The 24,229-nt window shown below is 48.1% G+C and carries 28 protein-coding genes and 1 tRNA gene; 8 read left to right on the top strand and 21 right to left on the bottom strand.

Annotated elements, in window-relative coordinates; all coding sequences use genetic code 11:
* Window positions 1–29: 29 nt before the first annotated feature.
* The 3 genes from arsA to arsR are packed head-to-tail and all read right to left on the bottom strand — an operon-like array spanning window position 30 to window position 2,562.
* Window positions 30–1,781 (bottom strand): arsenite efflux transporter ATPase subunit ArsA, encoded by a 1,752-nt coding sequence (gene arsA / locus ACOTXR_RS10690; RefSeq protein WP_058690166.1) that lies wholly within the window; start codon window positions 1,779–1,781, stop codon window positions 30–32.
* Between the two features lie 17 nt (window positions 1,782–1,798).
* Entirely contained in the window at window positions 1,799–2,161 is a 363-nt protein-coding gene (arsD, locus tag ACOTXR_RS10685; protein ID WP_050862151.1) for an arsenite efflux transporter metallochaperone ArsD, read from the bottom strand.
* Between the two features lie 50 nt (window positions 2,162–2,211).
* Window positions 2,212–2,562, bottom strand: coding sequence for an As(III)-sensing metalloregulatory transcriptional repressor ArsR (arsR, locus tag ACOTXR_RS10680; protein ID WP_047625995.1), 351 nt, complete (start codon window positions 2,560–2,562; stop codon window positions 2,212–2,214).
* Window positions 2,563–2,909: 347 nt separating this feature from the next.
* Between arsR and ACOTXR_RS10675 the strand changes: the two genes are divergently transcribed.
* The 3 genes from ACOTXR_RS10675 to fabV all read left to right on the top strand — a co-directional run bounded on the left by ACOTXR_RS10675 (window position 2,910) and on the right by fabV (window position 5,950).
* Window positions 2,910–3,071: a hypothetical protein gene (locus ACOTXR_RS10675; RefSeq protein WP_176686917.1), complete on the top strand. Its 162-nt coding sequence runs from the start codon at window positions 2,910–2,912 to the stop codon at window positions 3,069–3,071.
* Window positions 3,072–3,411: 340 nt separating this feature from the next.
* Window positions 3,412–4,617, top strand: a complete 1,206-nt coding sequence (locus ACOTXR_RS10670; protein WP_023294888.1) for a tyrosine-type recombinase/integrase — start codon at window positions 3,412–3,414, stop codon at window positions 4,615–4,617.
* Window positions 4,618–4,753: 136 nt separating this feature from the next.
* Window positions 4,754–5,950, top strand: coding sequence for an enoyl-ACP reductase FabV (gene fabV / locus ACOTXR_RS10665; protein ID WP_023294887.1), 1,197 nt, complete (start codon window positions 4,754–4,756; stop codon window positions 5,948–5,950).
* 92 nt (window positions 5,951–6,042) lie between these two features.
* On the opposite strand, the gene ACOTXR_RS10660 is transcribed toward fabV, so the two are convergent.
* A complete protein-coding gene (locus ACOTXR_RS10660; protein WP_023294886.1) occupies window positions 6,043–6,510 on the bottom strand; it encodes a hypothetical protein in 468 nt (155 codons plus the stop codon).
* Window positions 6,511–6,564: 54 nt separating this feature from the next.
* Complete coding sequence (locus ACOTXR_RS10655; protein ID WP_023294885.1) at window positions 6,565–6,693, bottom strand: hypothetical protein; 129 nt, start codon at window positions 6,691–6,693, stop codon at window positions 6,565–6,567.
* A 300-nt stretch (window positions 6,694–6,993) separates the two neighbouring features.
* Between ACOTXR_RS10655 and ACOTXR_RS10650 the strand changes: the two genes are divergently transcribed.
* Together ACOTXR_RS10650 and ACOTXR_RS10645 are read left to right on the top strand one after the other, a co-directional pair.
* Window positions 6,994–7,407, top strand: a complete 414-nt coding sequence (locus tag ACOTXR_RS10650) for a GNAT family N-acetyltransferase (RefSeq protein WP_023294884.1) — start codon at window positions 6,994–6,996, stop codon at window positions 7,405–7,407.
* Window positions 7,407–7,760 (top strand): NIPSNAP family protein, encoded by a 354-nt coding sequence (locus ACOTXR_RS10645; protein ID WP_023294883.1) that lies wholly within the window; start codon window positions 7,407–7,409, stop codon window positions 7,758–7,760. Before ACOTXR_RS10650 ends, ACOTXR_RS10645 begins: the two co-directional genes overlap by 1 nt.
* Before the next feature lie 347 nt (window positions 7,761–8,107).
* Here the strand turns inward: ACOTXR_RS10645 and ACOTXR_RS10640 are convergent, their stop codons facing one another.
* The 4 genes from ACOTXR_RS10640 to ACOTXR_RS10625 form a co-directional block, all read right to left on the bottom strand.
* On the bottom strand, window positions 8,108–9,568 hold the full coding sequence (locus ACOTXR_RS10640; protein WP_023294881.1) for a DEAD/DEAH box helicase family protein: 1,461 nt from the start codon (window positions 9,566–9,568) through the stop codon (window positions 8,108–8,110).
* Window positions 9,534–9,692: a hypothetical protein gene (locus tag ACOTXR_RS10635; RefSeq protein ID WP_023294880.1), complete on the bottom strand. Its 159-nt coding sequence runs from the start codon at window positions 9,690–9,692 to the stop codon at window positions 9,534–9,536. The genes ACOTXR_RS10640 and ACOTXR_RS10635 overlap by 35 nt, the downstream gene beginning before the upstream one ends.
* A complete protein-coding gene (locus tag ACOTXR_RS10630; RefSeq protein ID WP_032635622.1) occupies window positions 9,689–9,865 on the bottom strand; it encodes a hypothetical protein in 177 nt (58 codons plus the stop codon). Before ACOTXR_RS10630 ends, ACOTXR_RS10635 begins: the two co-directional genes overlap by 4 nt.
* A gap of 1,039 nt (window positions 9,866–10,904) precedes the next feature.
* Window positions 10,905–11,111, bottom strand: coding sequence for a hypothetical protein (locus tag ACOTXR_RS10625; protein WP_023294878.1), 207 nt, complete (start codon window positions 11,109–11,111; stop codon window positions 10,905–10,907).
* A 185-nt stretch (window positions 11,112–11,296) separates the two neighbouring features.
* Between ACOTXR_RS10625 and ACOTXR_RS10620 the strand changes: the two genes are divergently transcribed.
* Complete coding sequence (locus ACOTXR_RS10620) at window positions 11,297–11,647, top strand: hypothetical protein (protein WP_023294877.1); 351 nt, start codon at window positions 11,297–11,299, stop codon at window positions 11,645–11,647.
* A 280-nt stretch (window positions 11,648–11,927) separates the two neighbouring features.
* Window positions 11,928–12,485 carry a recombinase family protein gene (locus ACOTXR_RS10615; RefSeq protein WP_023294876.1) on the top strand — a complete coding sequence of 186 codons (558 nt, stop codon included), beginning with the start codon at window positions 11,928–11,930 and terminating at the stop codon, window positions 12,483–12,485.
* A 176-nt stretch (window positions 12,486–12,661) separates the two neighbouring features.
* On the opposite strand, the gene ACOTXR_RS10610 is transcribed toward ACOTXR_RS10615, so the two are convergent.
* The 8 genes from ACOTXR_RS10610 to actS form a co-directional block, all read right to left on the bottom strand.
* Entirely contained in the window at window positions 12,662–13,018 is a 357-nt protein-coding gene (locus tag ACOTXR_RS10610; RefSeq protein ID WP_032635620.1) for a putative T6SS immunity periplasmic lipoprotein, read from the bottom strand.
* A 2-nt stretch (window positions 13,019–13,020) separates the two neighbouring features.
* Window positions 13,021–13,563, bottom strand: coding sequence for a hypothetical protein (locus tag ACOTXR_RS10605; RefSeq protein ID WP_023294875.1), 543 nt, complete (start codon window positions 13,561–13,563; stop codon window positions 13,021–13,023).
* A gap of 103 nt (window positions 13,564–13,666) precedes the next feature.
* The gene (locus ACOTXR_RS10600; protein ID WP_023294874.1) at window positions 13,667–13,813 is read right to left on the bottom strand and encodes a hypothetical protein; all 147 of its coding nucleotides are present in this window, start codon (window positions 13,811–13,813) and stop codon (window positions 13,667–13,669) included.
* Between the two features lie 138 nt (window positions 13,814–13,951).
* Window positions 13,952–14,332 carry a hypothetical protein gene (locus tag ACOTXR_RS10595; RefSeq protein ID WP_032635618.1) on the bottom strand — a complete coding sequence of 127 codons (381 nt, stop codon included), beginning with the start codon at window positions 14,330–14,332 and terminating at the stop codon, window positions 13,952–13,954.
* A 944-nt stretch (window positions 14,333–15,276) separates the two neighbouring features.
* Window positions 15,277–16,053, bottom strand: a complete 777-nt coding sequence (locus ACOTXR_RS10590) for a hypothetical protein (RefSeq protein ID WP_023294871.1) — start codon at window positions 16,051–16,053, stop codon at window positions 15,277–15,279.
* Between the two features lie 120 nt (window positions 16,054–16,173).
* Window positions 16,174–16,899 (bottom strand): HNH endonuclease, encoded by a 726-nt coding sequence (locus tag ACOTXR_RS10585; RefSeq protein WP_023337724.1) that lies wholly within the window; start codon window positions 16,897–16,899, stop codon window positions 16,174–16,176.
* A 510-nt stretch (window positions 16,900–17,409) separates the two neighbouring features.
* Window positions 17,410–17,483: transfer RNA gene (locus ACOTXR_RS10580), tRNA-Gly, on the bottom strand.
* An 80-nt stretch (window positions 17,484–17,563) separates the two neighbouring features.
* Window positions 17,564–18,307 (bottom strand): amidase activator ActS, encoded by a 744-nt coding sequence (actS, locus tag ACOTXR_RS10575; RefSeq protein WP_032635615.1) that lies wholly within the window; start codon window positions 18,305–18,307, stop codon window positions 17,564–17,566.
* A 164-nt stretch (window positions 18,308–18,471) separates the two neighbouring features.
* Between actS and idi the strand changes: the two genes are divergently transcribed.
* Window positions 18,472–19,014 carry an isopentenyl-diphosphate Delta-isomerase gene (gene idi, locus ACOTXR_RS10570; RefSeq protein ID WP_058689839.1) on the top strand — a complete coding sequence of 181 codons (543 nt, stop codon included), beginning with the start codon at window positions 18,472–18,474 and terminating at the stop codon, window positions 19,012–19,014.
* Window positions 19,015–19,052: 38 nt separating this feature from the next.
* On the opposite strand, the gene lysS is transcribed toward idi, so the two are convergent.
* From lysS to dsbC, 4 genes are all read right to left on the bottom strand, one after another.
* Window positions 19,053–20,570 carry a lysine--tRNA ligase gene (gene lysS / locus ACOTXR_RS10565; RefSeq protein WP_014885130.1) on the bottom strand — a complete coding sequence of 506 codons (1,518 nt, stop codon included), beginning with the start codon at window positions 20,568–20,570 and terminating at the stop codon, window positions 19,053–19,055.
* Window positions 20,571–20,579: 9 nt separating this feature from the next.
* Window positions 20,580–21,678, bottom strand: a protein-coding gene (gene prfB / locus ACOTXR_RS10560) for a peptide chain release factor 2 (protein WP_096059326.1) whose coding sequence is annotated in 2 segments (ribosomal slippage) — window positions 20,580–21,602 and window positions 21,604–21,678 — 1,098 coding nt in all. Because the reading frame shifts where the segments join, the coding sequence is not laid out codon by codon here.
* A 90-nt stretch (window positions 21,679–21,768) separates the two neighbouring features.
* Window positions 21,769–23,502, bottom strand: a complete 1,734-nt coding sequence (gene recJ / locus ACOTXR_RS10555) for a single-stranded-DNA-specific exonuclease RecJ (protein ID WP_023331239.1) — start codon at window positions 23,500–23,502, stop codon at window positions 21,769–21,771.
* 5 nt (window positions 23,503–23,507) lie between these two features.
* On the bottom strand, window positions 23,508–24,221 hold the full coding sequence (dsbC, locus tag ACOTXR_RS10550; protein ID WP_014885133.1) for a bifunctional protein-disulfide isomerase/oxidoreductase DsbC: 714 nt from the start codon (window positions 24,219–24,221) through the stop codon (window positions 23,508–23,510).
* Window positions 24,222–24,229 lie beyond the last annotated feature (8 nt).

Below are 24,229 nucleotides of genomic sequence, written 5' to 3'. Positions count from 1 at the left end.
GGCTCTGCCGCCCTGTATTAACCAATAAATTAGCGCATCAACGCTCTGAGCTTTTCGATACCGGCAGGCTCTGACGCCAGTAGCGGAACAAGCGCTATACGGTCAGCATGCTGATGCTTAACCGCCTCAATCTGCGGCAATTCCTGCCGGGCGCGCTGGCAAAGCAATGGAGAATGCGTATCCGCAATAGAAAGGCTGTTATTGATAATCCAGCCCCACGGATGAATCCCCGCGCGTTCAAGATCGGCCTGCAAATTCGCTGCCTCCAGCACTGGAGTGGTTTCCGGAAGCGTAACCAGCAGCACTTTGGTTCGCTCCGGGTCCTGAAGCTGCATCATCGGGGTAGTAAAATGGCCTTTGTCGCCCATTTTTTTGGCAATTTCGCGGTGATAAGCCCCGGTTGCATCAAGCAGCAACAGCGTATGCCCCGTGGGAGCCGTATCCATCACCACAAACCGCTTACCTGCTTCGCGGATCACGCGGGAAAATGCCTGGAAGACGGCGATCTCTTCAGTACAGGGGGAACGTAAATCTTCTTCCAGTAGCCGTTTCCCTGCTTCGTCCAGATCTTTTCCCTTCGTCTCAAGGACATGCCGGCGATAGCGTTCGGTTTCCTCGTGTGGGTTGATCCGGCTGACCTGCAGGTTATTCAGGCTGCCATTTAGCGTTGTGCTGAGATGTGCGGCGGGATCGGAGGTGGTGAGATGGACATCAAACCCCATGTCTGCCAGCCTGACGGCGACGGCAGCCGCCATCGTGGTTTTACCCACGCCACCTTTGCCCATCAGCATAATCAGGCCGTGTTCGTTACGGGCGATATCCTCGACCAGACCAGAGAGCGATGCGTTTTCAGGCGTACCCAGGGCGTTCGTTGCCGGGAGCGGTAATGCCTCAGAACGGCTTTCCAGCAGGCCCTTTAATGCCGACACGCCAACCATGTTGACGGGTTGCAGTAATAAGGTATCTGTCGGCAGCCCGGATAAACCGGCAGGAAGATTTGCCAGGGCCTCTTGCTCCCGTTGCCATATCGCAGCAGCCAGTGCGTCATGTTCCGCTTCGGCTGCCGGCAAAACGCCATTAATCACCAGATACTGGTTTTTCAGGCCGATCGCCGCCAGTTCTTCATGGGTGCGGGCGACTTCCTGCAAAGTGGATTTCTGCAGTCGTGCAACCAGAACCAGACGGGTACGCGCAGGATCGGATAACGCCTCTACCGCGTGTGCGTACTGCTCACGCTGTTTTTCCAGCCCGGCCATTGGGCCGAGACAGGAAGCACCGTCCGGGTTACTTTCAATGAAGCTACTCCAGGCGCCGGGAAGCTGGAGCAGGCGAATAGTGTGGCCCGTCGGCGCTGTATCAAAAATGATGTGATCGAAGCGGGTCAGCAGGGAAGCGTCTGTCAATAAACCGGTGAACTCATCGAACGCCGCAATCTCAGTCGTACAGGCGCCGGAAAGCTGCTCGCTGATGCTGTTAACGACGTCATCAGGCAAAAGCCCCTTAACAGGATCAACGATTCTGGCGCGATACTGCTGTGCAGCTTCCTGTGGGTCAATCTCCAGAGCGGAAAGCCCGGGAACGGCATTAACAGAGTGGATCGTGTTACCGATAGTTTGATCAAAGACCTGGCCGACATTGGAAGCGGGATCGGTACTCACCAGCAATACCCGCTTACCCCGTCCCGCCAGGCGGATAGCCGTCGCGCAGGAAATGGAGGTTTTGCCCACTCCGCCCTTTCCGGTAAAAAACAGGTAAGGCGGGATATTCTGTAAGAATTTCATATGTCCTCCCGACATACTCAGCAACAGGAAGTATTCCCACCACAGCAGCCGGTGGGCGCTAAGCCCACTTTTTCCAGCGGGATCCCAAACCAGCGAGCCAGCTCAGCGCGTTTTGGATATCGCCCGGCCATTACCGTTTCACCGTCCAGCAACAGCAGCGGAAGCCCTTCTGCTCCCGAGGCTTCCAGGAAGGCTTTCGCTTTTTCGTTCTGAACGAAGCTCATGGGCTGCTGCGCCAGGTTGTAACGTTCCACCTGTACGCCGCGTTCTTTCAACCACTGCACATCCGCAGAAAAATCAACCAGAACCTGATCGACATCTGAACCACATACGCCGGTACTGCAGCACAATGCCGGGTCAAACACCGTTAACGTTTTCATTCTGAACACCTCATATTTGAAAAATCATATATGTTCAGGCAAATTTTTTTTTAGAGACAAATAGCCTTACCGCTACCAGAGCAATTTGCCGTTGCCAGCTTACGGGCGATGGCCTGTACGTCGTCCTGCTGGCATAACCAGGCCTGCTCAATCACCTGAGCAGCCCATGACGGAATATGCGGGGAAAGGCGATAGTGAACCCACTTGCCCTGCTTACGATCCTGCAATAGCCCACTTTCCCTTAGCATTGCCAGATGACGGGAAATCTTGGGCTGCGACTGATCCAGTGCCGTGCAGAGATCGCATACGCACAACTCTCCCATCTCTCTGAGCAGCAGTACGATGCCCAGACGGGTTTCATCGGAGAGGTATTTGAAGAGTTGTAAGGATGTTAGTGACATCAAACCTCCTGAGTATTTACCAACAGGATACCCGGCATGAACGAAAACTCAATACACATTCGGAAAAACACATATGTTTTTAATAATGGGTTTGAATCACGACGGATGCTTTACGTCTTATAAGGGGGAGGAAATTATTAGAATCACTAATACCCGATTAAAATTAGTTACTTGCCCCATCCGATCTCACCAGTAATAATACCGCCCAGAAACGTTACCAGGATAATAATCACTCACCAAAACAAAATGAAAATCTTTTTAGAAATAGTGGCGCTGTCAGTGCTATGGCTCGTCATCGGCTGGATCTTCTGTCGTGCATGGATGCGAGGCTGCAACGGGGAAGATAAATGATCAGATTGTCGCTTGAGGAAGTATTAGAAGGACTTGAACGTCATAGCTTTATCTTTGAAGACGAACAACAGCATTCTCTGATCGTATTTATACTGACCTGCATTTACGCCCAGGCGTCACAGGGTACAGGAGGCCAGCCAGATCACTGGAATGGCTAATTACCGCACCAGGGAGTACAGTCCTTTATTTTCCGGGATAAGAAATATCAGCAGTGACTAAATGCGTCTCTGATTTATCAGTTTGGATGTGATACGCAAAATTATACCGCTCCCCAGATGTAAACTTATTACTGATCCCATAAACCAGCAAAAAAAAATAATCAGCTAAAACAGAAGCTTGTTGTTCAAGGTAAAGGGAAGAGGTTACAAGGCTTTTAAAGGAGTGGAGCGGGCGAAGGGAATCGAACAAAAATCCATTCCACTTCTGTAACCTACTAACAGATAACGATATTGCGATCAGCATAGGTAACTGATTACGTGATAATAGAGGATCATTATCGTGTCAATCAAGGGCCAGGCTTACCTATACAAACGAAAAGACGGAATCTGGATGTTTCAGATCTTCGTCCCGAAGTACCTCAGATTTTTATATCCGTGCCGGATGTGGCGCAAAACCACCTCAACCCGCGATCTCAATGAGGCTCGACGGTTCAGAAACTACCTCTTATTAGAATGGGAAGAGCTTAAGCGGAAGTACAATCCGAGCAACCCCGATCAGTGGTTGCAGCAGTCAATAGCCGCCTTGCATACCGAAGAGAAGAAGAACAAGAGCCGCCCTCAACCTGTAACGCGATCCTGTTCGATTCCCACTCTGTGCCTATTACGGGACGAATACGCCGAAAGCTATAAAAACCGCCGCTCTTATTCAACGTTAAGCAAATCAGCGCGAGCCGTTGAACTATTCCTTGAAAGTGCCAAACAACCGGACATTGCCTTAGAAAGGATAGGCCGCCGCCTGGTGACTGAGTTCCTCGATACACAAAAGGAGAAAGGAGCCGCCGATCAATCTCGTCAAAACTGGCTAACGTGTTTAGGGAGCCTCTACGAGTTTGCAAAGCGCCGCTACGATGGCATACCAGACCGCAACCCTTTTCACGGTCATAACCTCGAAGCACGCCGCACGATAGAGAGTTATCAGCCGTTTGAACCTGACCAGATGCAAAAGTTACTTGATGCAGCAGAGCCGGAGATCAGGAACATCATAATCATGGGGCTGTTTTCAGGATGCCGCCTTGATGAACTGGCAAGCCTAAAGAAGTCAGAGATCAAAACGGTGGAATGTGTACGCTGTTTCTACATTTCGAAATCAAAGACTAAGGCGGGGGTACGGTACGTCCCTATTCATTCCCGGCTATCTGCGATTGTCGATGAATACCTGAACCACAGTTACGGCGAATACCTGTTCCCACAAGCTAACAAGATTAACAGGAAGGATGGTAAGAAAGGGCCGTACTACTCTCAAAACTTCACCAGGTTGCGTGACAAGGTTTTGCCTACCGCTACAGATCGTCAATGCTTCCACAGCTTGCGCGGGATGTTCATCACATGCTTAGACCGTGCCGGGGTGCAGGAAACAAGAATAGGCAGTATCACCGGACACACTGAACAGAAAGCGAAAACCGAAGCATTCCGTACCTATTCACAGGGGGCGAGCATGGAAGAGTTAGCAGGGTATGTCGAATTGGTGGACTACCCTGAAATCTAATTATAGTAACGTTTCAACAAGACCATTATCCTTCCCAGAGTTAGTTAATGAATGTGTATTATTCATTACAACTTTTCATAAAAAAGTTATCATTATTGTATGTTAAAGAAGTTTTGCAAAATGGATTAAAATCAACATGATAATTAAACCCAAGATTCGTGGTTTCATCTGCACAACTACACATCCGGTTGGTTGCCAGGTCAACGTAAACAAACAAATCGAGTACGTCCGCAAAAACGGAAAACTCACTGATGGTCCTGCACGTGTGCTGGTGATCGGTGCCTCAACTGGTTATGGGCTTGCATCCAGAATTTCTGCAGCATTTGGCGGTGGTGCTTCCACTATCGGTATCTTCTTTGAAAAACCGGGTACGGATACCAAGCCTGGCTCTGCGGGCTGGTATAATTCTGCGGCTTTTGATGAAGCAGCGAAACGTGAAGGTCTTTACTCGAAAAGCATCAACGGCGACGCGTTCTCCGATGAGTGCCGCGACGAAGTTATCAGCCTCATCAAAGAAGATCTGGGTCAGATTGATTTAGTGGTTTATTCGCTTGCATCTCCGGTAAGAAAGATGCCAAAAACAGGCGAAATTGTTCGCTCTGCGCTGAAGCCAATCGGTGAGGTTTATACCTCTAAAGCCATTGATACCAACAAAGATCAGATCATTACTGCCAGTATCGAACCGGCAACCGAAGAAGAAGTGCGTAACACTGTTACCGTGATGGGTGGCGAGGACTGGGAACTGTGGATTGATGCGCTTAATAACGCTGGCGTTCTGGCTGATGGTGTGAAGACCGTTGCTTACTCCTACATCGGCACGGATTTGACCTGGCCTATTTACTGGCACGGTGCGCTCGGTAAGGCGAAGGAAGACCTGGATCGGGCGGCAAACGCGTTACGCAACAAGCTGGCTCCTCTCAACGGTGCTGCAAACGTCGCGGTGTTAAAGTCTGTTGTCACCCAAGCGTCTTCAGCTATTCCAGTCATGCCGCTTTATATTTCTATCGTGTTCAAGCTCATGAAAGATCGTGGGATCCACGAAGGCTGCATCGAGCAAATTAATCGTCTGATGACTACCAGCCTATATGGGGGTAGTGCCAAACTTGATGACGAGCAGCGAATCCGCATGGACGATCTGGAACTTCGGGAAGACGTTCAGCAAGCATGTCGAGATCTGTGGCCGACGATCACCAATGAAAATCTGGAGCAGCTAACAGACTACATTGCTTATAAAGAAGAGTTCCTGAAGTTGTTTGGTTTCGGATTTGAAGAGGTTAACTACGAAGCCGATACCGATACAAACATAGATTTTGATGTGAAAACATTAATCTAAGAAAAGGGGGCGCAAGCCCCTTATTTCTTAAACTCTGTATATAATGTGTTGGTTTTCAGCGTTATCAAATCGGAGTTACTAAAAAATAATACTCATCTTGCTGTACGATTCTTAACAACGACTTCTTTAAGGATACGATTATTTATTTTCTCTTTCCACAACCTTTGTTTTTCACTAAGATTTCTTTTCTTCATCGTATCAACAAGGAAATCATACTCTTTATCGTATAAATACCCTTTATCATTTGCATACTCAATCAATGCCAAGTTTGGATTGGCATGAATATTTTTCTTAATCCTTTTCAACCCTTCAAACAAAGTTCCAGTTGAAATATTCAAAAACCTATTTATACAAACGTTACCGACATACGTGGTATTGCCATTTTTTTTATTTTCAATATAGCAATGCTCTTTGATATCTTGACCACAGGGACAGAAATCCATTTCTTCAGAAACTTCTATCGAATGTAGACTCCACTCTGTTTTGGCAACTTCGAAGTTTTTTGAAACAGATAACGACAAAATATGTTCTTTTAGCCTTTCAAAGTTATGGTTTTCCATCAAAAGATCTCCAGAAATAGAAAAAGCGCTACTAATGAGCGCTTTGAGATGTTTTTACTTTTTCCCTTTTTTAGGGGGGATTTTTACAGTTTCCGTAACAGTTGTCCCTGGACGTTTCTTAGCCTCTTCCGGCTTTACAAACTGACCAGTACCCGCATCACGAACTACCTTTTGTTTAGGCATGAAAACACCTCATCTTAAATGAAGGATAGAACTACTTAACCTTTTTAATAGTAGGTAATAAGCGAAGCGGCGTCAAAGAAAAAACAAAACATCTACACAACATTAAAAAACATCATACAACATATAGCAAAAAAAGTAATATCTACCGTCATCCCCCAGTTGATGACCGTCCCCCCACTCAGTCACAGCCCTCAAATATTTTCGGCAGTGACGAGGCGGTCTTTATAATAGACCGTGAAGATTGCATAGATGCGATTGTTAATGCTAAACAAAAGATCATTCATGGCACTGAGGCTGAATATGGAATCACGATACACTCTGGTTGATGCAGTGCCACCCGCAGAGGACTTTTGCCGCTTGCGCATCATATCCGGTTTAACCCCCCGCCCTCTTGAGGCCGCAAAACAAGCCCTCCCAAGAAGCTGTCATGGCGTATATATTGAATATTCTGATCTTATTGTCGACATGGGGCGGATTGTCGGAGATGGAGCGCTCAACTTCGAAATCGTAGATGTTGCAGTCGATCCAGAACATCAAGGTAAAGGGCTGGGCCGGAAAGTCATGGAGGCATTAATGTCCTGGCTCGGGCAACAAGCACCAGTTGGAGCATACATTACCTTGATCGCAGATGTTCCAGAGCTATATGAAAAATTCGGTTTTAAAACCGTCCGTCCTGAAAGCGAAGGGATGGCGCTCATTTGGGGATCGCATTAATGGAACGAATCATCGAAATATTGCAATACACATTACGCAAAGGCACCGGAGTCACTTTTCACAATATCATGCGGGAAATCAGCATTCCCCTACACCAGCGCCACGGGATCGAGGTTATTTCGTTCGGACACTCCATGCATAACCCGGATTGCTACTATTTGATACGCGCTTTTGATAGCCATGAGAACATGGTTGTTGTCCTTGATGCTTTTTATGCAAGCACTGACTGGCGCAGCGGCCCACGCGAAGACATCATCAGCTGTATAGAAAGCAGCCAAAAAACAGTGGTAAGCATGCCGTCTGGAAGTATGGAAGAGTTAGATAGGTATGTGGCGATGGTAAATGCCCAGTAAATTCGCTTCTGCTGCCGGACAAACTTTAAAACTCATCAAAACTACACCTTCACCGCTTACACAACATGATACTTTCCGCCATACCAGCGAAAAAGAATGGAGACAGTTGCAGCTAAGGCACGCGATAATCCGCGCTCAAGCGAAAAAACTAAACAGCGTGCAGCAACGGTGTTAGCTCAATCTACAAACTAAAAAAACGAGAAAAGGGGCATTAGCCCCTTTGCTGTATCAATCACCACATCAAACATCCCGAGATTCAGTTTTGCGTTCTGTTTTTCTACGTTTTTCAAAGGTGCGGATTGCATCCCAGATAAACAGGAACAGCAGATACCAGTAAAGCGCGATAATCATACGTAAGCGCCCTGGTTCCAGTAGGTTGCGACTGTCCTCACAGACACCGCCATCACTTCAGCAGCCTTTTTCTGAGTTAGCCCTTGCGCCTTGTATTCCAGCACCTTCAAGCGTGTTTCTTCCTGCTTGCCAGCTTTCTTGATCCCAAGGCATTCGATGGTTGAGCCAGGGAAGTAATGGGTTTTGAGGTATTCCGCTGCCGCCATGTCGGGAACGACAAAGACGAGAGGGTGATCGGTATCAGTGTTGCGAATGGATGTTCGGCTAAGAAACTGGTAGCACCGTTCAAGATACATTGCCTGGCGCTTCTTCTTCATCACCGTTTCAAAATCCCAACCGATACGTTTGCAATAGTCAGCCCATCTCTTACGATCTTTATCGCCCAGATTTGCACATCCGAGGAACACAGCACTGTGAACATCCTGGTAGCTGTTCATTCCGTAGCTGGACATCGAAACAGCTTCACCTCCCATGCGATCACCGAGCTCAGCGAGTCCAATAGTTTGGAAGTCACAGATGGGTTTATCGTTGTTAGTTGCGAAGATAAAATCCTTCCCAACAATCTGATTTATCTCTTTCAGATGACTGTTAAAAACATTAGCCAGCTCTGACTGCCCCGCTCTTTTGACATCTTCTGAGAGGACAACCACAATCTTGATAGGCACGTTCTTATGCTTGCGTCTCTCGGGTTCTGGCTGAAGGTGTTCCCCGGCTTCCTGTACTGCGATTTGAGCAACGTTCTCAGCCATCCATACAAACCCACTGCGATCTACACCAGCGCCAAGCACAGTGAAGCTCTTCGCCCACGTTGCGGCCTTCAGTATCGGGTTATAAGTGTATGCAAAGAAGCTGTATGAAGAATCACACTCGGTATGCATCACACCACCACCGTCGAGCGCCACGTAAAGCACTTTCTTCAGGCTGTCGCTGTTAGCGTGCTTCTCATGGTAATACTGGTACAGCTTGTCGTAGTGCTCATCACGCAAATAGAGCAACCCGTTTCGCTCTTCCAGCCATGCCAGGAATGGGAAGTTTTCTGCCGTTCTGTCCGCATGTCGGATCTTCGCTTCAGCCCCAAACCAACCATCAGGGATCTCGTCAATCATCACGTTGTGTTCTGCCAGTAGAGAGCGCATCTCAGGATTGAACGTAGCGAGGTGGCAGTAGTTGGTGAAACATTCGTGGGTGGTTATCACCACATTCGTTTGGAAGCTGTTCGCCAGAGTACTTTTCAGGTTGAGAGTCGCACCTTCAACGCAAATGTGATGATTTGGGATTCTCAAACGATTTAGTTCTTGCTTGAACTGCTCGGCTAAAGCGTGGGTTGGTACTACGATTAAGAACTTTTCTGGGACAGCTTCTCGATTGAAGTCGTAAATGTGTTCTTTCAAACGGTGGCTCTTTCCTGAGCCGCAAATCGCATTAACGAAGTTTACTACTGGTTTCTTTTCGGTCATTCGGTTCCTCTCGGTTTAGGACTGCTGTTATTAACTCACTCACCAGCGCGGCGGCTGATTTGTCTTCACGGTTGGCACGTTCAATCAGCGCCTTGTGGATGTCATCAGTGAATCGGATATTCATTTTGTTTTTTCCTTTCGGTATTCATCAAATCGAGCGAGTGCATCAGCAAACAGTTTTTCACGTTCCGCGTATTTGCGTTTTCTGGCTACGTTCATAGATGCATATATCACTTCACGAGTGACTTCGCCATTGACCAGTTCATTAAAAACCTGGTCACTACTAAAATATTTCAAAGCAATGTTCCTCCTGCTTAGCAACTCATCGGGAATGAGTATTGTGTTCCAGACATGACAAAACCCCCACACCGTTTACCCGGAGGAGGCATGAAGATAAAGTCATTAGAGTGGGCATTTGTTAGAGAAGTGAAGATATCCCTCACTTAATACCACCTTACCATGAAACGAACGTTTTGTCAAGTTATTTATTAACTTTCAACAAGATACTATCAAGGATCGTATGGTCACGTTGCTCTCCCACATACATCATGGATGTCCGGTAGCTTCACTGACTCGGATACCATCTTATCTATATTATTAACAATGAAATTTCCGGCTTAATATGCAAGTAAGCCGCTCTTATGGCTACGCCATTTGCACAAGTAACCTGATACAGAGGATGCAGAAAAGTCTAAAGGTACTTTAGAGTTATTTGCATCTTCGGTAAAAATGGAGGCTTACAATGAAACACTGAAAGTGTGTAATGGTGCATAAACTCATTTTCACAAGAGTAACTTGCACAATGGATTCATGGACGAGGTGTACGAGTACATAACACAGGAAATAATCAATATTTACTATTTAAATAGTAGTTAATGGTTTTTTAGGTATTAATGTTCGTTATGTGAGTACTGCGAGCATAGCAGATTTTCTTTACAGGAAAATAGCTTCTGAGTAATAACATCAGGTACAAAGGTTACTTTCCTGTAATCGATATCTTCCATGCTCCGCATTACATGCTACTCATGCAGCATACCTTTCATGGTCGCAGTGCTCCGCATGAAACAACACTCCAGAAAGCCGGAAAACTCCTCATGACTAACAGGATGTAAATAACCGATAAACAACCACATTTGATAGATGTAACCTATCATAATTCCTCCCTTATTATTCATTTTCTAACGCCTTTACGAAACTTTTATCCTTCCATCAACTTTCAACAAAGCCTTATTCTATGCGGCTTACAGCTAAATCAATGACGAATCATTAAGTGCTAATACTAAGCAACCGTTCTTTCTTGCGATGTTAAAATAACCAGCGATTTTTATACCCACTTTTACTCTGAACTACTGGTATTGAAAGTCTTTGCATACGGGCACTGCCCTTTAGTGACGTAGGTGAAAACATACTGGCTGTTCTCATAGGTGCAAAGCGTCTTACCATTCTCCGTTTTTTCCTGCTGCGGATCTGTCATTGTGATTTGTCCTGCCATCACCAACTGTGAAATCAGTAGTCCCGATATCACCAATATTGATTTCTTCATAAGCCTCACTCCAGTTGACTGTTATCGCCGAATGTCACAGTGCTCAGTATTTGTACAATAGCATTGTATCACCCACATCGATCGATTTTACTGATCTATAAGATCGATTTAATTAATGAAAGTGGTAAGATAAGGTAATGCGCTAACAGCGCCTTGTCACCAAATCAAACAAGAAAAGGAAGACCATGAAAAGATTGATTCTCACGTCACTGATCGTTCTCCCCTTCGCCTCAAGTGCAACCACATTCACCTGTAAGGCGATCCAGGAAGGGCAGATCGATTCTGGTAGCCAAAAATCTTCAGTCGAAACTCGCCTTGATGTGCAGGACAAAAGTATGAAGGTGAACATGGGTGGTAAAACCTGGCGACTCGGTTTCTTGGGTGAGAAAAGTATTGCGAAGATGTACGCCACGCCAGACGGAGGGATTGCCGTCACATACATCGACAATGGGAGTGAGCCTATTTTCGTTATGCGCCCCACAAACAATGATGGACAGACTGCTGTCTACACGCTCAGCCTGTGCTCTGAGATGTAAACAAAGGCGTGAGTAATCACGCCCTATATATTTGCTCGACCCCAACAATCAAACCGCAACGAGCATTTGAGCCTATCACCAGCTTCGCGATTATCATTTCCACTTACATTTGCTCTCAGTCCCGAGTCCTAAACCTCTATTATCCAGTCTCAAAACAATCTCCTTATAAGACTACACCGACACAACGGCAAAATGCGGCTTCGCCTTGTCTCAAAAGGTTGATCTTTTATTTTGGGACAGCTATTATTTTGATACTATCTTTTGAGACTTAGAGAACATCATGACAACTGTGATCGGATATGTGCGAGTTTCCACCAGCGACCAGAACGTTGAAAACCAGAAGCAGCAGATAACCGAAGCTGGATATAGTGTTAATCGCTGGTTCAGTGATAAAGCCGTGAGTGGTGCAGTAAAGGCATCAGATCGTCCAGGGTTTGGTGAACTACTCAGCTATGTGCGAGAAGGCGATACGCTGATTGTGATTGCCATAGACCGCTTGGGACGTAATACCATTGATGTACTGTCGACAGTTGAAATGTTGCAAGCGAAGGGCGTGAAGGTTGTCAGCTTGCGAGAAGGGTTCGACCTGTCAACACCAGTGGGTAAAGCAATGCTTACCATGATGGCAGGACTTGCCAGCCTGGAGAAAGACCTGATAGCAGAGCGCAGAACGGCAGGTATCAAGCGTGCTCAATCGGAAGGCAAACATTGTGGCAGACCGATTAAAGCAACCGCTGAACAGGTGAGAGAGCTATTAGATCAAGGTTGCTCTCCAGCAATGGTTCAAGATAGGCTGGCTATCAGCAAAGCCACCTTCTACCGACTAAAGACCTACTGACCCATCTTACTGATATTTGAGGAATCTCCCAGTTACAAGCGGGAGCCTTCGATCAGGTTGTTAAGCGGCTTCAGCAAGCGTGATAGACTATATGCATTAAGAGATATATACGCGCATTAAACGCTTACTTGATCACGTACGTGCGTTGAAATGAATATAAAGGGGCAGTTTGCCCCCTATTCTTTAGGGTATGAAAGTTCAGCGGTGACTAAATGTGATTCTGACTTATCAGATTGGACGTCATACGCGAAGCTATACCGCTCCCCAGACGTAAACTTAAATCCAAATACAGGAAGACACTCCCCCTTCGGCACATAAACAGGCTTGTCATCGAAAATCTTGTGAAGAGAGTCGCTATTATCGCTTTTGATTTGAATAGCAGTGATCCGTTCCTGCGGCTCCAGTGGTGACAACACACAAACTTGATTATCTTTGATCAATGCCGTTGTAGATTCACGATCTACCATTCGATCACCTGGCCCAGGGCATCCCGTTAAGAGGAATACAACACCCAGCAACATTTTGTTTTTCATGTTTAACGCCCCTTCCCTGTTACGATTTTCTGGTAAAGCGAAGGGACATCCTGCAACAAATCTACGCCCCTGTACATCCCCATGCGCCCTGGTCTCTGATAGTAAGACCACTTACTGATCCCATAAACCAGCAGTAACCAGTAATCAGCTAAAATAGAGGCTTGCTGTTCAAGAGAATAATCAGTGAGCTTTTCTTTATCCAGCCTGTAGGTATATTCAGCAGCCCAGCTAAAAGCTCCCCGCATTCTCACCCATTGCCCGTGTTGGTGTTGCCAGACATGCCCCAGCTCATGGATGAAAACATATTTATCTTCGATGAAAACCGAGTTTGCGGAAAAATCTTCCCTGTACATCGACTTTCTGTACCATAACTCCCCGTTTGGAGTCATCGCGTAGTTCTGTTTTTGTAGTCCGAATGGTAAATAGCTGTCGCAATGAATCCAGACACGGCTATACACTATCGAATCACCGAACACCCTACGAGCCATTGCTATCTCGCCTAAAGTCATCCGGCGTAATGTTCCTTCTTCTGCCTGTGCGCTCATAAACCGTCCTCCTTGTATGATTTATCTAAATCGTAAAATCATAAGTCGAAATAGTCTATACACGAACATTAGCCATTCATCAAATACAGTGATGGTGCAAGCGTTACTCCCCATTGGTACTATCCCCGTCCTCTTGTAGCATGGACTCAATAAACTCTCGTTGCTCATGCGTCAGTGCAAGTTCTTCCAGCAAGCGCTCTAACTCTTCCTCAGGTGATTCATCTTGAATCTGTCTGTTCCCGATAGCCATGCTCACCCTTGAGTTATTAGGATTAATCGCAGAGTATTCAGGGTGCAGAAAATGCGCAACTAACAGATTTTGGACAATAAAGCCTTATTGCCCATTGATGGTATGACAATGGGTGGTGCAACAGCATCAGCGTTTTGCCTACTGGCAATGTGTGTCAAACCACTCACGTACCTCATCAGTAGTAGCGCTCTCTTTGTGTTTGGCTACTGCCCACACAGAAAAGTTATTCAGGTACTTTTCGTAAAAGCCACCAACTGGATATTCAATCCCCTTTTTAATGAAAGTTTTAACAAATATTTTTTCTGCAATTTCCTTTTGGGAGTTCGTGAAATCTACCGAGTAGCGGGGCGCGTTAGCAATGAAATGGCAATAAATCCCGCTTAGTACATCTGTATCATTTAACAATGGGGGAGTCTGACAAGCCCAAATATCTTGAATGGAGGATGAAGTACCAGCATTCGTCTTATATAGAGTTGCTTCCTTCCCCTTGCTTTTGCAAAAGTCCCCAATCAGTGACATTACAATATCCGCGTTACTTACGTCTCTGTAACGAGCGGTTACAAGCCATCCTAAGCTCTGATCATAACTCTCCGAATAAGTAGGCACATCTAAGTGCTCTTGCCGCTGAGAACCCCCGCTACAACCGACGCAAATGGCACAGAAAAAAAGTGATAATCCTTTAATACACATGATCCACCGTCAACAGTTTGTTATTAAACATATTTAACCTCAGAGCAACTTGAGTGTTTTGTTTTTTCTCTTAACATTCCAAATCAGGCTAATGAGGGGTAAGCCATTATGGATTAAGGTTCAGATACAACTGAAATAATAGAGAATCCAGCAATCTCCGTCCCCCCTCTGCCAGAGTGAAATCTGGCGGAATCCCTTCTGACTGCGTCCTGGACTTCATCTTGTGTTGGCTCGTGGTCAGAGCGAAGTAACACCGTCTCCGCTCTGGTTTCTTTCCCGTCTCTGTGTTCGTATGTGATTTTATACGTGATGCTCATCATCTTCCTCCGCCTTATTGGATGTACTTTAGTTTAGACAATACCATCCACAAAGCCCCGTTAATGATACAAGTAACAAGCTGAGCATAAGCGAGGTACTTGTAGTACCTGCATATTACAAGTACATGGGTACGGATGATCGCAGTGATTGCCACTCTGCACCTGTTTATGTTATGTAGCTCATAACGCTACACACCGGACTTATAGACATATGATCAATAAAATGGATTTATAAGAAGTCACACATAAAAACAGGGTATTACTGATAACACTGGCGCTCATGACCCAACAAACTCACGTAGAACTTATCACGCTAATCTTGATAGACTAACAGGAGACTGACAATACTAAGGCGTGTATTTACAGCAATACAATCTATGACGATCAGTCCGTTTGAACAATGCAAATGTATTAAGACGTCTGTAGAGTATTCAGAACACTTTGATTATTAAATCATCATTTCTGTTCATTCGCGGCAGTAAGTAAATCAATAAAAATCTCGGAGAAGAGAGCGTCTTTAAAAATATCAATCTTAAAGATCTTCTGATGACTACCAGAAGTTAACTGTGATTTTAATCTCATTCTAATGACATCATGATAATCTTTAGAAGCAGAGAAAACATAGAATATAGCAAATCCCTCCACAACGAAATACCATAGTACACTGTCAGCCTCATCACTTTTTATAAAAGCAAAGTTACTAAGAATAGATTTAATAACGTGATCAGGAATATTATTCGTTGTATCGATCAATCTAAATACACAAATACGGATGAAGTTATCCACCTTCAAATGACTAAGTTTATTTATTCTCACCTGTTTATTTTTAATGCAATGCCTCATCAAGTCATCCAACTCAGGAACTCCATTAACAGTTGAATAATGCACACTTTTAGAGATAGAGGCTCTCCATAGTATACTTAGTAAGAAAAGATAAAATCGCTTATAATCGAAAGAGTTGATGATAATATGGTCAGAGTTTTTACGTATATTATGATGATTTCTCAACAATCTTGTTCCATACGATTCGTACTCATGGCTGATAAACTGCTCACATTCGAAGCATAGAAGTGGCTCTTTAGGATCAACATTTTCTCGTTTTGGTTTACTACCTTTTTGAAATATAATCAACTGCGAATCATTCTTCTTCAATCGTTTGAAATAGCTTCTTGGTATGCTATGAGATTCCAGTAGTTCTTTCTCTTCGAGACATAACTTACAGATACTTTTCATAAGTTTCCCATAATATAAAAATGTCGATATTTACATTCCCTGCTTAGCAAGATATTAAATAAGGTCTCATAGAATCCCCAAGATACTTACCCTATTCATACTATCACAAGCATGTTCAGTTTATTTGTTAACTGGTACTAACTCCAAAACGCCATAATGCGCCTGTCTGTGACAGTTCGGGCACAATGCAATCGCATTTTCAACGGAATCCTCCCCACCATTCGAAAGCCACTCAATGTGATGAACCTCAAGAAATGGTGTGCCGTCTACTTTGAGAAAAGGAGCGTCACTCTTACAGCTTTGACACTTGCCATTAGCCCTTGAAAGAACTTCGGCTACCACATAGGGGCTTCGCTTATAAACTCGTGTTGTAACCTCGATTAGCTCAGGAGTTTTATTCTCAGCGTCTAAAATCTCTTTGCGTTCTGACGGGGGCAGTTCTGACGCATCATCAACAGCCTTTTCAAACTCAGATTTCACCTTACGGTAACACCATTTACCTTGCTGATCCTGATACAACTCCCAAATACCATGAATAGAGGGTTGATAGATTTCAAAGATCTTCCCTCGCTTGAACAATCGGTCATACTCATGATGCCGATGGGTTACATCATCAGTTCGCCTGGCTGTTTTGTTGAAACTCCAGTAGCTACGATTGCAGTTGACTGAGTTGACAATGAGATTCAAGTGGGTGTCGTCTTTATAATGTGGAAATCGCTCTTTCAGATAAGCATCCACTTGCTTCGCCGTTGCCGCCCCTCCGAACTGTTCCTCAATCACTTGGACAGTAGTGATTCTTATCGGTTGGTCGCCATACTTGTATGTTCGATTTGCTTTTGAAGACATCAAAAAACCTCTTGCAATCTAAGATTTATCTTAGATTAACTATCGAGCATAACTTGTGCAACTCTCTGATTTTGGACAATAGAAGCCATAAAGCCCCGTTGGTGATACAGCAACAAGCGTAGCGACTTCATCAGACTGTCAGAGGGATCACACCTTATCAGGATAACCGTGTACCTTTGCGGGAGCGTGGCTGAAGCGCTGATAGAGCCTACATGTCGTTTGTAGGTACGTTATCACCATAAACCTGCTTACGTGGCTCATAGGGCGCGTGTGTTCAATCTGTCGATGACATAACGATGCCTGGATGGGCTTTTTCTTCACGTTTTCTATCGCGGTGTGAGGATGCAACTGCCGCCAACGCTGAGTTATACTGTCATCTCACCATGTAACTTAGCGTGACAGTTACCAAGGGCGGATCACAATGGTAGAACCAATAGGCGACTAAAATAGGTAACTATTTAAGTTGCTGATAGAGAAGGCTTTTAAGGCTTCTCCACAAGGGGAGAGATCTGGAGCGGGCGAAGGGAATCGAACCCTCGTATAGAGCTTGGGAAGCTCTCGTTCTACCATTGAACTACGCCCGCTTTGAGGTGCGTAAGGCATTATAGACCTTACGCCTCTTCATACAAGCCTCTTCACCACTAAGTGGCGATAAAATAATCACTTAGCACTTCGGTTTGCTGCCGGGTGCCGGAAGATAACGCTGCGGATCGATGGCCGTCGCCTTATAACGAATCTGGAAGTGCAGCTTCACCGAATCCGTTCCCGTGCTGCCCATGGTGGCAATCTTCTGCCCTGCTTTGACGTTTTGCCCGTTATTGACCAGCATCGTGTCGTTGTGCGCATAGGCCGTGATGTAGTCTTCGCCATGCTTAATCATGATCAGGTTACCGTAGCCGCGTAGCTGGTTACCGACATAAACCACCTTACCTGCGCCTGAGGCATAAACCGGCGTACCGCGTGCAGCGGCGATATCAATGCCTTTGTTACCCCCTTCAGACAGGGAGTACGGCAGCACCACTTTACCGCTGGCTGGCCAAATCCAGCAGCGTTGACCGACCGGTGGCCAGGAGGACTGCGGCACCGCATAGGATGGCGTCACTTTAGCGGTTTTGCCTTTCGCAGAGGATTTTTTACCCGAGGTCGAACTGCCGTTAACCTTCAGCTTCTGCCCCACTTCGATGGTATACGGTGGAGAGATGTTATTCAGACGCGCCAGATCCTTCACGCTGGTCCCCGTCGCGCGCGAAATCCGATACAGCGTGTCACCGCGCTTAACGGTGTAGACCGAACCGGAATAGCTGCCCATATCTGAAGATTTACTCCCCGAACAGCCGGCCAGTAATAATGTCAGCGTCAGGCAAAAAATGGCGATGATGGGGTTTCTCGTCAGGCTTCCTGCAAACAAAACAGATCCTCGGTCAGCGTGAATGGCGCCCTATGATACCAGCCCTGGCAGAAATGGGTCAGCCCTTTTCCGCTCTGTGGGTCAAACCGTTCGTATAAGAATGCCGTATAATACTGCTCTGCTGATGGTGCAGAACCATCCGCATCGTTGGCACTGGAGCACGAATGAGTATTCAAGAACACGTTATTTTGGTAAACGACCAGGGAATGGTGATTGGCACTCAGGAAAAGTACGCCGCACACACCACCCAAACCCCTCTGCATCTGGCCTTCTCCTCCTGGCTGTTTAACGCCGAAGGGGAGTGCCTGGTCACCCGACGCGCGCTAAGCAAAAAAGCCTGGCCGGGTGTCTGGACGAATTCCGTCTGCGGGCACCCTCAAACCGGTGAAAAGACGGAAGAGGCGATTATCCGCCGCTGCCGTTTTGAGGTTGGCGCTGAAATCACGGCGATTACCCCCGTGGCCGCCGAGTTTCGCTACCGCGAAACCGATCCTTCCGGGATTGTGGAAAATGAGATTTGCCCGGTATTCGCGGCACGTATTACCAGCGAACTGCGTATTAATCACGAAGAAGTGATGGAATTTGAATGGGTTGAACTGGAATCGTTGTTCCAGGCCCTAAACGCCGCGCCCTGGGGTTTCAGCCCGTGGATGGTGCTGGAAGCAACGGTCGCACGAGACGCTTTGAGAGCGTTTGCCGCGCAATAAAAAAGCCCCTAACGGGGCTTTTTTTACATCTTAACGCCTTATTTCACCGGACGCATCGCCGGGAACAGGATCACGTCCCGGATGGTGTGGCTGTTGGTGAACAGCATGACCATACGGTCAATACCAATACCCAGACCCGCCGTCGGTGGCAGGCCGTGCTCCAGCGCGGTCACGTAGTCTTCGTCGAAGAACATCGCTTCGTCATCGCCCGCTGCTTTCGCATCAACCTGATCCTGGAAGCGCTGCGCCTGATCTTCCGCATCGTTCAGCTCGCTAAAGCCGTTGCCGATTTCACGGCCGCCGATGAAGAATTCGAAACGGTCAGTGATTTCCGGGTTCTCGTCATTACGACGCGCCAGCGGAGACACTTCAGCAGGGTATTCGGTGATGAAGGTCGGCTGAATCAGGTGCGCTTCGGCCACTTCTTCGAAGATCTCGGTCACGATACGGCCCAGACCCCAGCTCTTCTCAACCTTGATACCGATGCTTTCCGCGATCGCTTTCGCAGAGTCGAAGTTATCCAGATCCGCCATGTTGGTTTCAGGACGGTATTTCTTGATCGCTTCGCGCATGGTCAGTTTTTCGAACGGCTTGCCGAAGTCGAACACTTCTTCACCGTAAGGGACCTGGGTGGTGCCCAGAATGTCCTGCGCCAGGGTACGGAACAGGGATTCGGTCAGCTCGATCAGATCTTTGTAATCTGCATACGCCATATAGAGTTCCATCATGGTGAACTCTGGGTTATGACGAACGGAGATACCTTCGTTACGGAAGTTACGGTTGATCTCGAATACGCGATCAAAGCCACCTACCACCAGACGCTTCAGGTACAGTTCCGGCGCGATACGCAGGTACATGTCCAGGTCCAGGGCGTTATGATGGGTGATGAATGGACGGGCAGACGCACCGCCTGGGATCACCTGCATCATCGGGGTTTCCACTTCCATAAAGTCGCGGTTCACCATGAACTGGCGAATACCGGCCATGATCTGGGAGCGAATTTTAAAGGTCTTGCGGGATTCATCGTTAGAGATGAGATCCAGATAACGCTGACGATAGCGCGCTTCCTGATCCTGCAGGCCGTGGAATTTGTCCGGCAGCGGACGCAGCGCTTTGGTCAGCAGACGCAGCTCGGTACAGTGGATAGACAGTTCACCGGTTTTGGTTTTGAACAGTTTACCTTTCGCGCCAAGGATATCGCCCAGATCCCACTTCTTGAACTGCTCGTTGTAGATGCCTTCCGGCAGATCGTCACGGGAAACATACAGCTGAATACGGCCACCCACGTCCTGCAAAGTCACGAAGGAGGCTTTACCCATAATACGACGGGTCATCATACGGCCAGCAACGGCCACTTCGATGTTCAGCGCTTCCAGCTCTTCGTTCTCTTTACCGTCGAAGTCAGCGTGCAGTTGGTCTGAGGTGTGGTCACGACGAAAATCGTTCGGGAACGGCACGCCCTGCTCACGCAGCGCTGCCAGCTTCTCGCGGCGGGTTTTCAGTTCGTTGTTAAGATCGACTACCGCGTCAGCGCCCTGTGCTTGTTGTTCAGACATGTTGGTTCCTCATAACCCTGCTTTCAAACTTGCTTCGATAAATTGGTCCAGGCTGCCGTCCAGCACCGCCTGCGTGTTACGGGTTTCAACCCCGGTACGCAGGTCTTTGATGCGGGAGTCATCAAGGACGTAAGAACGGATCTGGCTGCCCCAACCGATGTCGGACTTGTTATCTTCCATCGCCTGTTTCTCAGCATTTTTCTTCTGCATCTCCAGCTCATAAAGCTTCGCTTTCATCTGCTTCATGGCCTGGTCTTTGTTCTTATGCTGGGAACGGTCGTTCTGGCATTGTGTTACCAGCCCGGTTGGAATGTGGGTAATACGCACCGCCGATTCCGTACGGTTAACGTGCTGACCACCCGCACCGGAGGCGCGATAAACGTCAATACGCAGGTCCGCCGGGTTAATTTCGATATCAATATCTTCGTCAACTTCCGGGTAAACAAACGCCGAGCTGAAGGAGGTATGGCGACGGCCACCGGAGTCGAACGGGCTCTTACGCACCAGACGGTGAACGCCGGTCTCGGTACGCAGCCAGCCGTAGGCGTAGTCGCCAATGATCTTGATGGTGACGGATTTAATACCGGCCACTTCACCTTCAGACTCTTCGATGATTTCGGTTTTGAAGCCGCGCGCTTCTGCCCAACGCAGGTACATACGCGTCAGCATGCTGGCCCAGTCCTGCGCTTCGGTACCGCCAGAACCTGCCTGAATATCGAGGTAACAGTCAGCGCTGTCGTATTCGCCGGAGAACATACGACGGAATTCCAGCTGCGCCAGCTTCTCTTCCAGCACGTCGAGTTCTGCCACGGCTTCGTTAAAGGTTTCTTCGTCGTCGGCTTCGACGGCCAGCTCGAGCAAACCGGAAACATCTTCCAGCCCCTGAGCCATTTGATCCAGCGTATCTACGATAGCTTCGAGAGAGGAACGCTCTTTACCCAACGCCTGTGCGCGTTCAGGTTCGTTCCAGACGTCCGGCTGTTCCAGCTCGGCGTTTACTTCTTCAAGACGCTCTTTCTTGGCATCGTAGTCAAAGATACCCCCTAAGAACGTCAGAGCGCTCCGTGAGGTCCTGAATACGGTTTTTTACCGGATTAATTTCAAACATGGTCTGTTTTCTTTTATGGACTTGTCAAAATGCGGTGATAAGAGCGGGATTGTACCGAATCCACGCCCTTTTTTATAGAGATTACTGCCGCTAAATTGGCCAGATATTGTCGATGATGATCTGAAGGGTGCGGTTTCCGCGAAACTCGTTGATATCCAGTTTGTATGCCAGTTCGACCTCGCGCACGCCGTTGTCCGGCCAGATGGCCGTATCGACGTTGAAGGCGATGCCGTCCAGCAGCGGTCCGCCGCCAACGGGCTCAACCATGACTTTCAGATGACGCTCGCCGACGATACGTTGCTGAAGCAGGCGGAAACGGCCGTCGAACAGCGGTTCAGGGAACATCTGTCCCCACGGACCGGCATCGCGCAGCATCTGCGCCACGTCCATTGTCATCTCATGCGGTGAGAGCTCGCCGTCGGACACCACTTCTCCCTGCAACAAGGCAGGGTCTATCCAGTCGGTGACCAGTTCACCAAATAGCCGCTGAAATTCGTCAAATTTCGCCTCTTCCAGCGACAGACCCGCCGCCATCGCATGGCCGCCAAATTTGATCATCAGGCCCGGGTACAGCGTATCCAGACGCTCCAGTGCATCACGCATGTGAAGACCCTGAATCGAACGGCCAGAGCCTTTCAGCGTGCCGTCACCAGCCGGGGCAAACGCGATCACCGGGCGGTGGAAGCGCTCTTTAATGCGCGAGGCCAGAATGCCAACCACACCCTGATGCCACTCAGGATGATACATAGCCAGCCCGCCCGGCAGCGTTTCACCGCTGCGTTCGAGTTTTTCGCAAAGGGTCAGCGCTTCGACCTGCATTCCCTGCTCTATCTCTTTACGGGTCTGGTTCAACGCGTCGAGCTCATTGGCCAGGACGCGCGCTTCGCCGATGTTATCGCACAGCAGCAGCGCCACACCGACGGACATATCGTCCAGCCTTCCGGCAGCGTTCAGACGCGGCCCGAGGGCAAAACCCAAATCACTTGCCGCCAGCTTGAGCGGATCGCGGTTGGCAATTTCCAGCAGCGCCTTAATTCCCGGACGGCACTTGCCCGCGCGAATGCGGCTTAAGCCCTGCCAGGTCAAAATACGGTTATTGGTATCGAGCGGCACGACGTCCGCGACGGTACCCAGCGCCACCAGGTCGAGATATTCGGCCAGGTTTGGTATGGCGATACCGCGTGATTCGAACCAGCCCTTATCACGAAGCAGGGTCCGCAGCGCCAGCATCAGATAAAACGCTACCCCCACACCGGCGAGAGATTTTGACGGGAAATCGCAGTCGCGCAGGTTGGGATTGATGATCGCTTCAGCGTCCGGCAACGTTTCACCCGGCAAGTGGTGATCGGTGACTAACACCGGGATCCCCAGCGCGTGCGCATGATCGACACCTGCATGGGAAGAGATCCCGTTATCAACGGTCATGATCATCTGTGCCCCGCGGGCGTGAGCCTGATCGACCACTTCCGGGCTGAGGCCGTAACCGTCTTCAAAGCGGTTCGGCACAAGGTAAGTGACGTTATCGCAGCCCAGCGCGCGCAGACTCAAAACGCTCAAGGCCGTGCTGGTTGCGCCATCTGCATCGAAATCCCCTACCACCACAATACGCGTTCCCTCACGGAGCGCGTTGTAGAGCATTTCGATGGCTTTTTCGATGCCGTTGAGCTGCTGCCAGGGCAGCATCCCTTTGACGCTGCGTTCAAGATCCTCAGCACTGCGCACGCCGCGGCTGGCGTAGAGACGCTTCAGCAGGGGCGGGAGATCGTCTGGCAAATCAACCGGTTCAACCGCCTCGCGGCGGCGCAATTTTATCGGGGCTTTCACGCGGATTATTTACCACCAAACTGTTTCTGGTGCGCGTCGAGGAACTCTTTCATCTCTTTTGGTCCCTGGTAACCCGGCACAACATAGCCATTGCTCAGGACAATCGCTGGCGTACCGCTTACGCCGAACTGCACGCCCAGCGCGTAGTGGTTAGCAATATCGATATCGCAGGACGCAGGCTTAACCTCTTTACCGCTCATCGCATCGTCAAACGCTTTGTTGCGATCTTTCGCACACCAAATCGCTTTCATGTCTTGCTCTGGCTGGCTCTGCACGCCTGCACGCGGGAAGGCCAGGTAACGCACGGTAATGCCCAGCGCGTTATAGTCTTTCATCTGCTCATGGAGCTTGTGGCAGTAGCCACAGGTGATGTCGGTGAAGACGGTAATCACATGTTTTTCCTGCGCCGCTTTATAGACGATCATCTCTTTTTCGAGCGCATTCAGGTTTTTCATCAGCAGCTGGTTGGTGACATTGACCGGCTGCGCGCCGCTCACGTCATACATTGGCCCCTGAATAATATGTTTGCCGTCTTCGGTGACATACAGCACGCCGCTGTTAGTCAGTACCGTTTTCATCCCGGCAACCGGTGCAGACTGGATGTCGCTGCTGGTAACGCCCAGTTTAGCCAGTGACTGTTTAATAGCGGCGTCATCCGCATGGGCGAACCCGGTAAAAGAGGCTGCCAGCAGGGTGAACAGCGCGAAAGACTTTTTCATAGTTGATC

This window comes from Enterobacter cloacae complex sp. IR53030 (assembly GCF_049238365.1).
Taxonomy (GTDB): Bacteria; Pseudomonadota; Gammaproteobacteria; order Enterobacterales; family Enterobacteriaceae; genus Enterobacter; species Enterobacter kobei.
The sequence above is the reverse complement of the archived record's forward strand: the minus strand, read 5'-3'. Positions and strand labels throughout refer to the sequence as shown.

Bases quoted from the DNA above. Each gene is read 5' to 3' on its own strand.
- ACOTXR_RS10645 (WP_023294883.1), top strand. From the start codon at position 7,407: ATGGAACGAATCATCGAAATATTGCAATACACATTACGCAAAGGCACC.
- idi (WP_058689839.1), top strand. From the start codon at position 18,472: ATGAGTATTCAAGAACACGTTATTTTGGTAAACGACCAGGGAATGGTG.
- ACOTXR_RS10590 (WP_023294871.1), bottom strand. From the start codon at position 16,053: ATGAAAAGTATCTGTAAGTTATGTCTCGAAGAGAAAGAACTACTGGAA.
- ACOTXR_RS10625 (WP_023294878.1), bottom strand. From the start codon at position 11,111: ATGAAGAAATCAATATTGGTGATATCGGGACTACTGATTTCACAGTTG.
- ACOTXR_RS10675 (WP_176686917.1), top strand. From the start codon at position 2,910: ATGATCAGATTGTCGCTTGAGGAAGTATTAGAAGGACTTGAACGTCAT.
- arsR (WP_047625995.1), bottom strand. From the start codon at position 2,562: ATGTCACTAACATCCTTACAACTCTTCAAATACCTCTCCGATGAAACC.
- ACOTXR_RS10610 (WP_032635620.1), bottom strand. From the start codon at position 13,018: ATGAAAAACAAAATGTTGCTGGGTGTTGTATTCCTCTTAACGGGATGC.
- ACOTXR_RS10660 (WP_023294886.1), bottom strand. From the start codon at position 6,510: ATGGAAAACCATAACTTTGAAAGGCTAAAAGAACATATTTTGTCGTTA.
- ACOTXR_RS10655 (WP_023294885.1), bottom strand. From the start codon at position 6,693: ATGCCTAAACAAAAGGTAGTTCGTGATGCGGGTACTGGTCAGTTTGTA.
- arsA (WP_058690166.1), bottom strand. From the start codon at position 1,781: ATGAAATTCTTACAGAATATCCCGCCTTACCTGTTTTTTACCGGAAAG.
- arsD (WP_050862151.1), bottom strand. From the start codon at position 2,161: ATGAAAACGTTAACGGTGTTTGACCCGGCATTGTGCTGCAGTACCGGC.
- ACOTXR_RS10650 (WP_023294884.1), top strand. From the start codon at position 6,994: ATGGAATCACGATACACTCTGGTTGATGCAGTGCCACCCGCAGAGGAC.
- ACOTXR_RS10605 (WP_023294875.1), bottom strand. From the start codon at position 13,563: ATGAGCGCACAGGCAGAAGAAGGAACATTACGCCGGATGACTTTAGGC.
- fabV (WP_023294887.1), top strand. From the start codon at position 4,754: ATGATAATTAAACCCAAGATTCGTGGTTTCATCTGCACAACTACACAT.
- ACOTXR_RS10640 (WP_023294881.1), bottom strand. From the start codon at position 9,568: ATGACCGAAAAGAAACCAGTAGTAAACTTCGTTAATGCGATTTGCGGC.
- ACOTXR_RS10615 (WP_023294876.1), top strand. From the start codon at position 11,928: ATGACAACTGTGATCGGATATGTGCGAGTTTCCACCAGCGACCAGAAC.
- dsbC (WP_014885133.1), bottom strand. From the start codon at position 24,221: ATGAAAAAGTCTTTCGCGCTGTTCACCCTGCTGGCAGCCTCTTTTACC.
- ACOTXR_RS10585 (WP_023337724.1), bottom strand. From the start codon at position 16,899: ATGTCTTCAAAAGCAAATCGAACATACAAGTATGGCGACCAACCGATA.
- lysS (WP_014885130.1), bottom strand. From the start codon at position 20,570: ATGTCTGAACAACAAGCACAGGGCGCTGACGCGGTAGTCGATCTTAAC.
- ACOTXR_RS10620 (WP_023294877.1), top strand. From the start codon at position 11,297: ATGAAAAGATTGATTCTCACGTCACTGATCGTTCTCCCCTTCGCCTCA.
- ACOTXR_RS10600 (WP_023294874.1), bottom strand. From the start codon at position 13,813: ATGGCTATCGGGAACAGACAGATTCAAGATGAATCACCTGAGGAAGAG.
- ACOTXR_RS10595 (WP_032635618.1), bottom strand. From the start codon at position 14,332: ATGTCACTGATTGGGGACTTTTGCAAAAGCAAGGGGAAGGAAGCAACT.
- ACOTXR_RS10635 (WP_023294880.1), bottom strand. From the start codon at position 9,692: ATGAATATCCGATTCACTGATGACATCCACAAGGCGCTGATTGAACGT.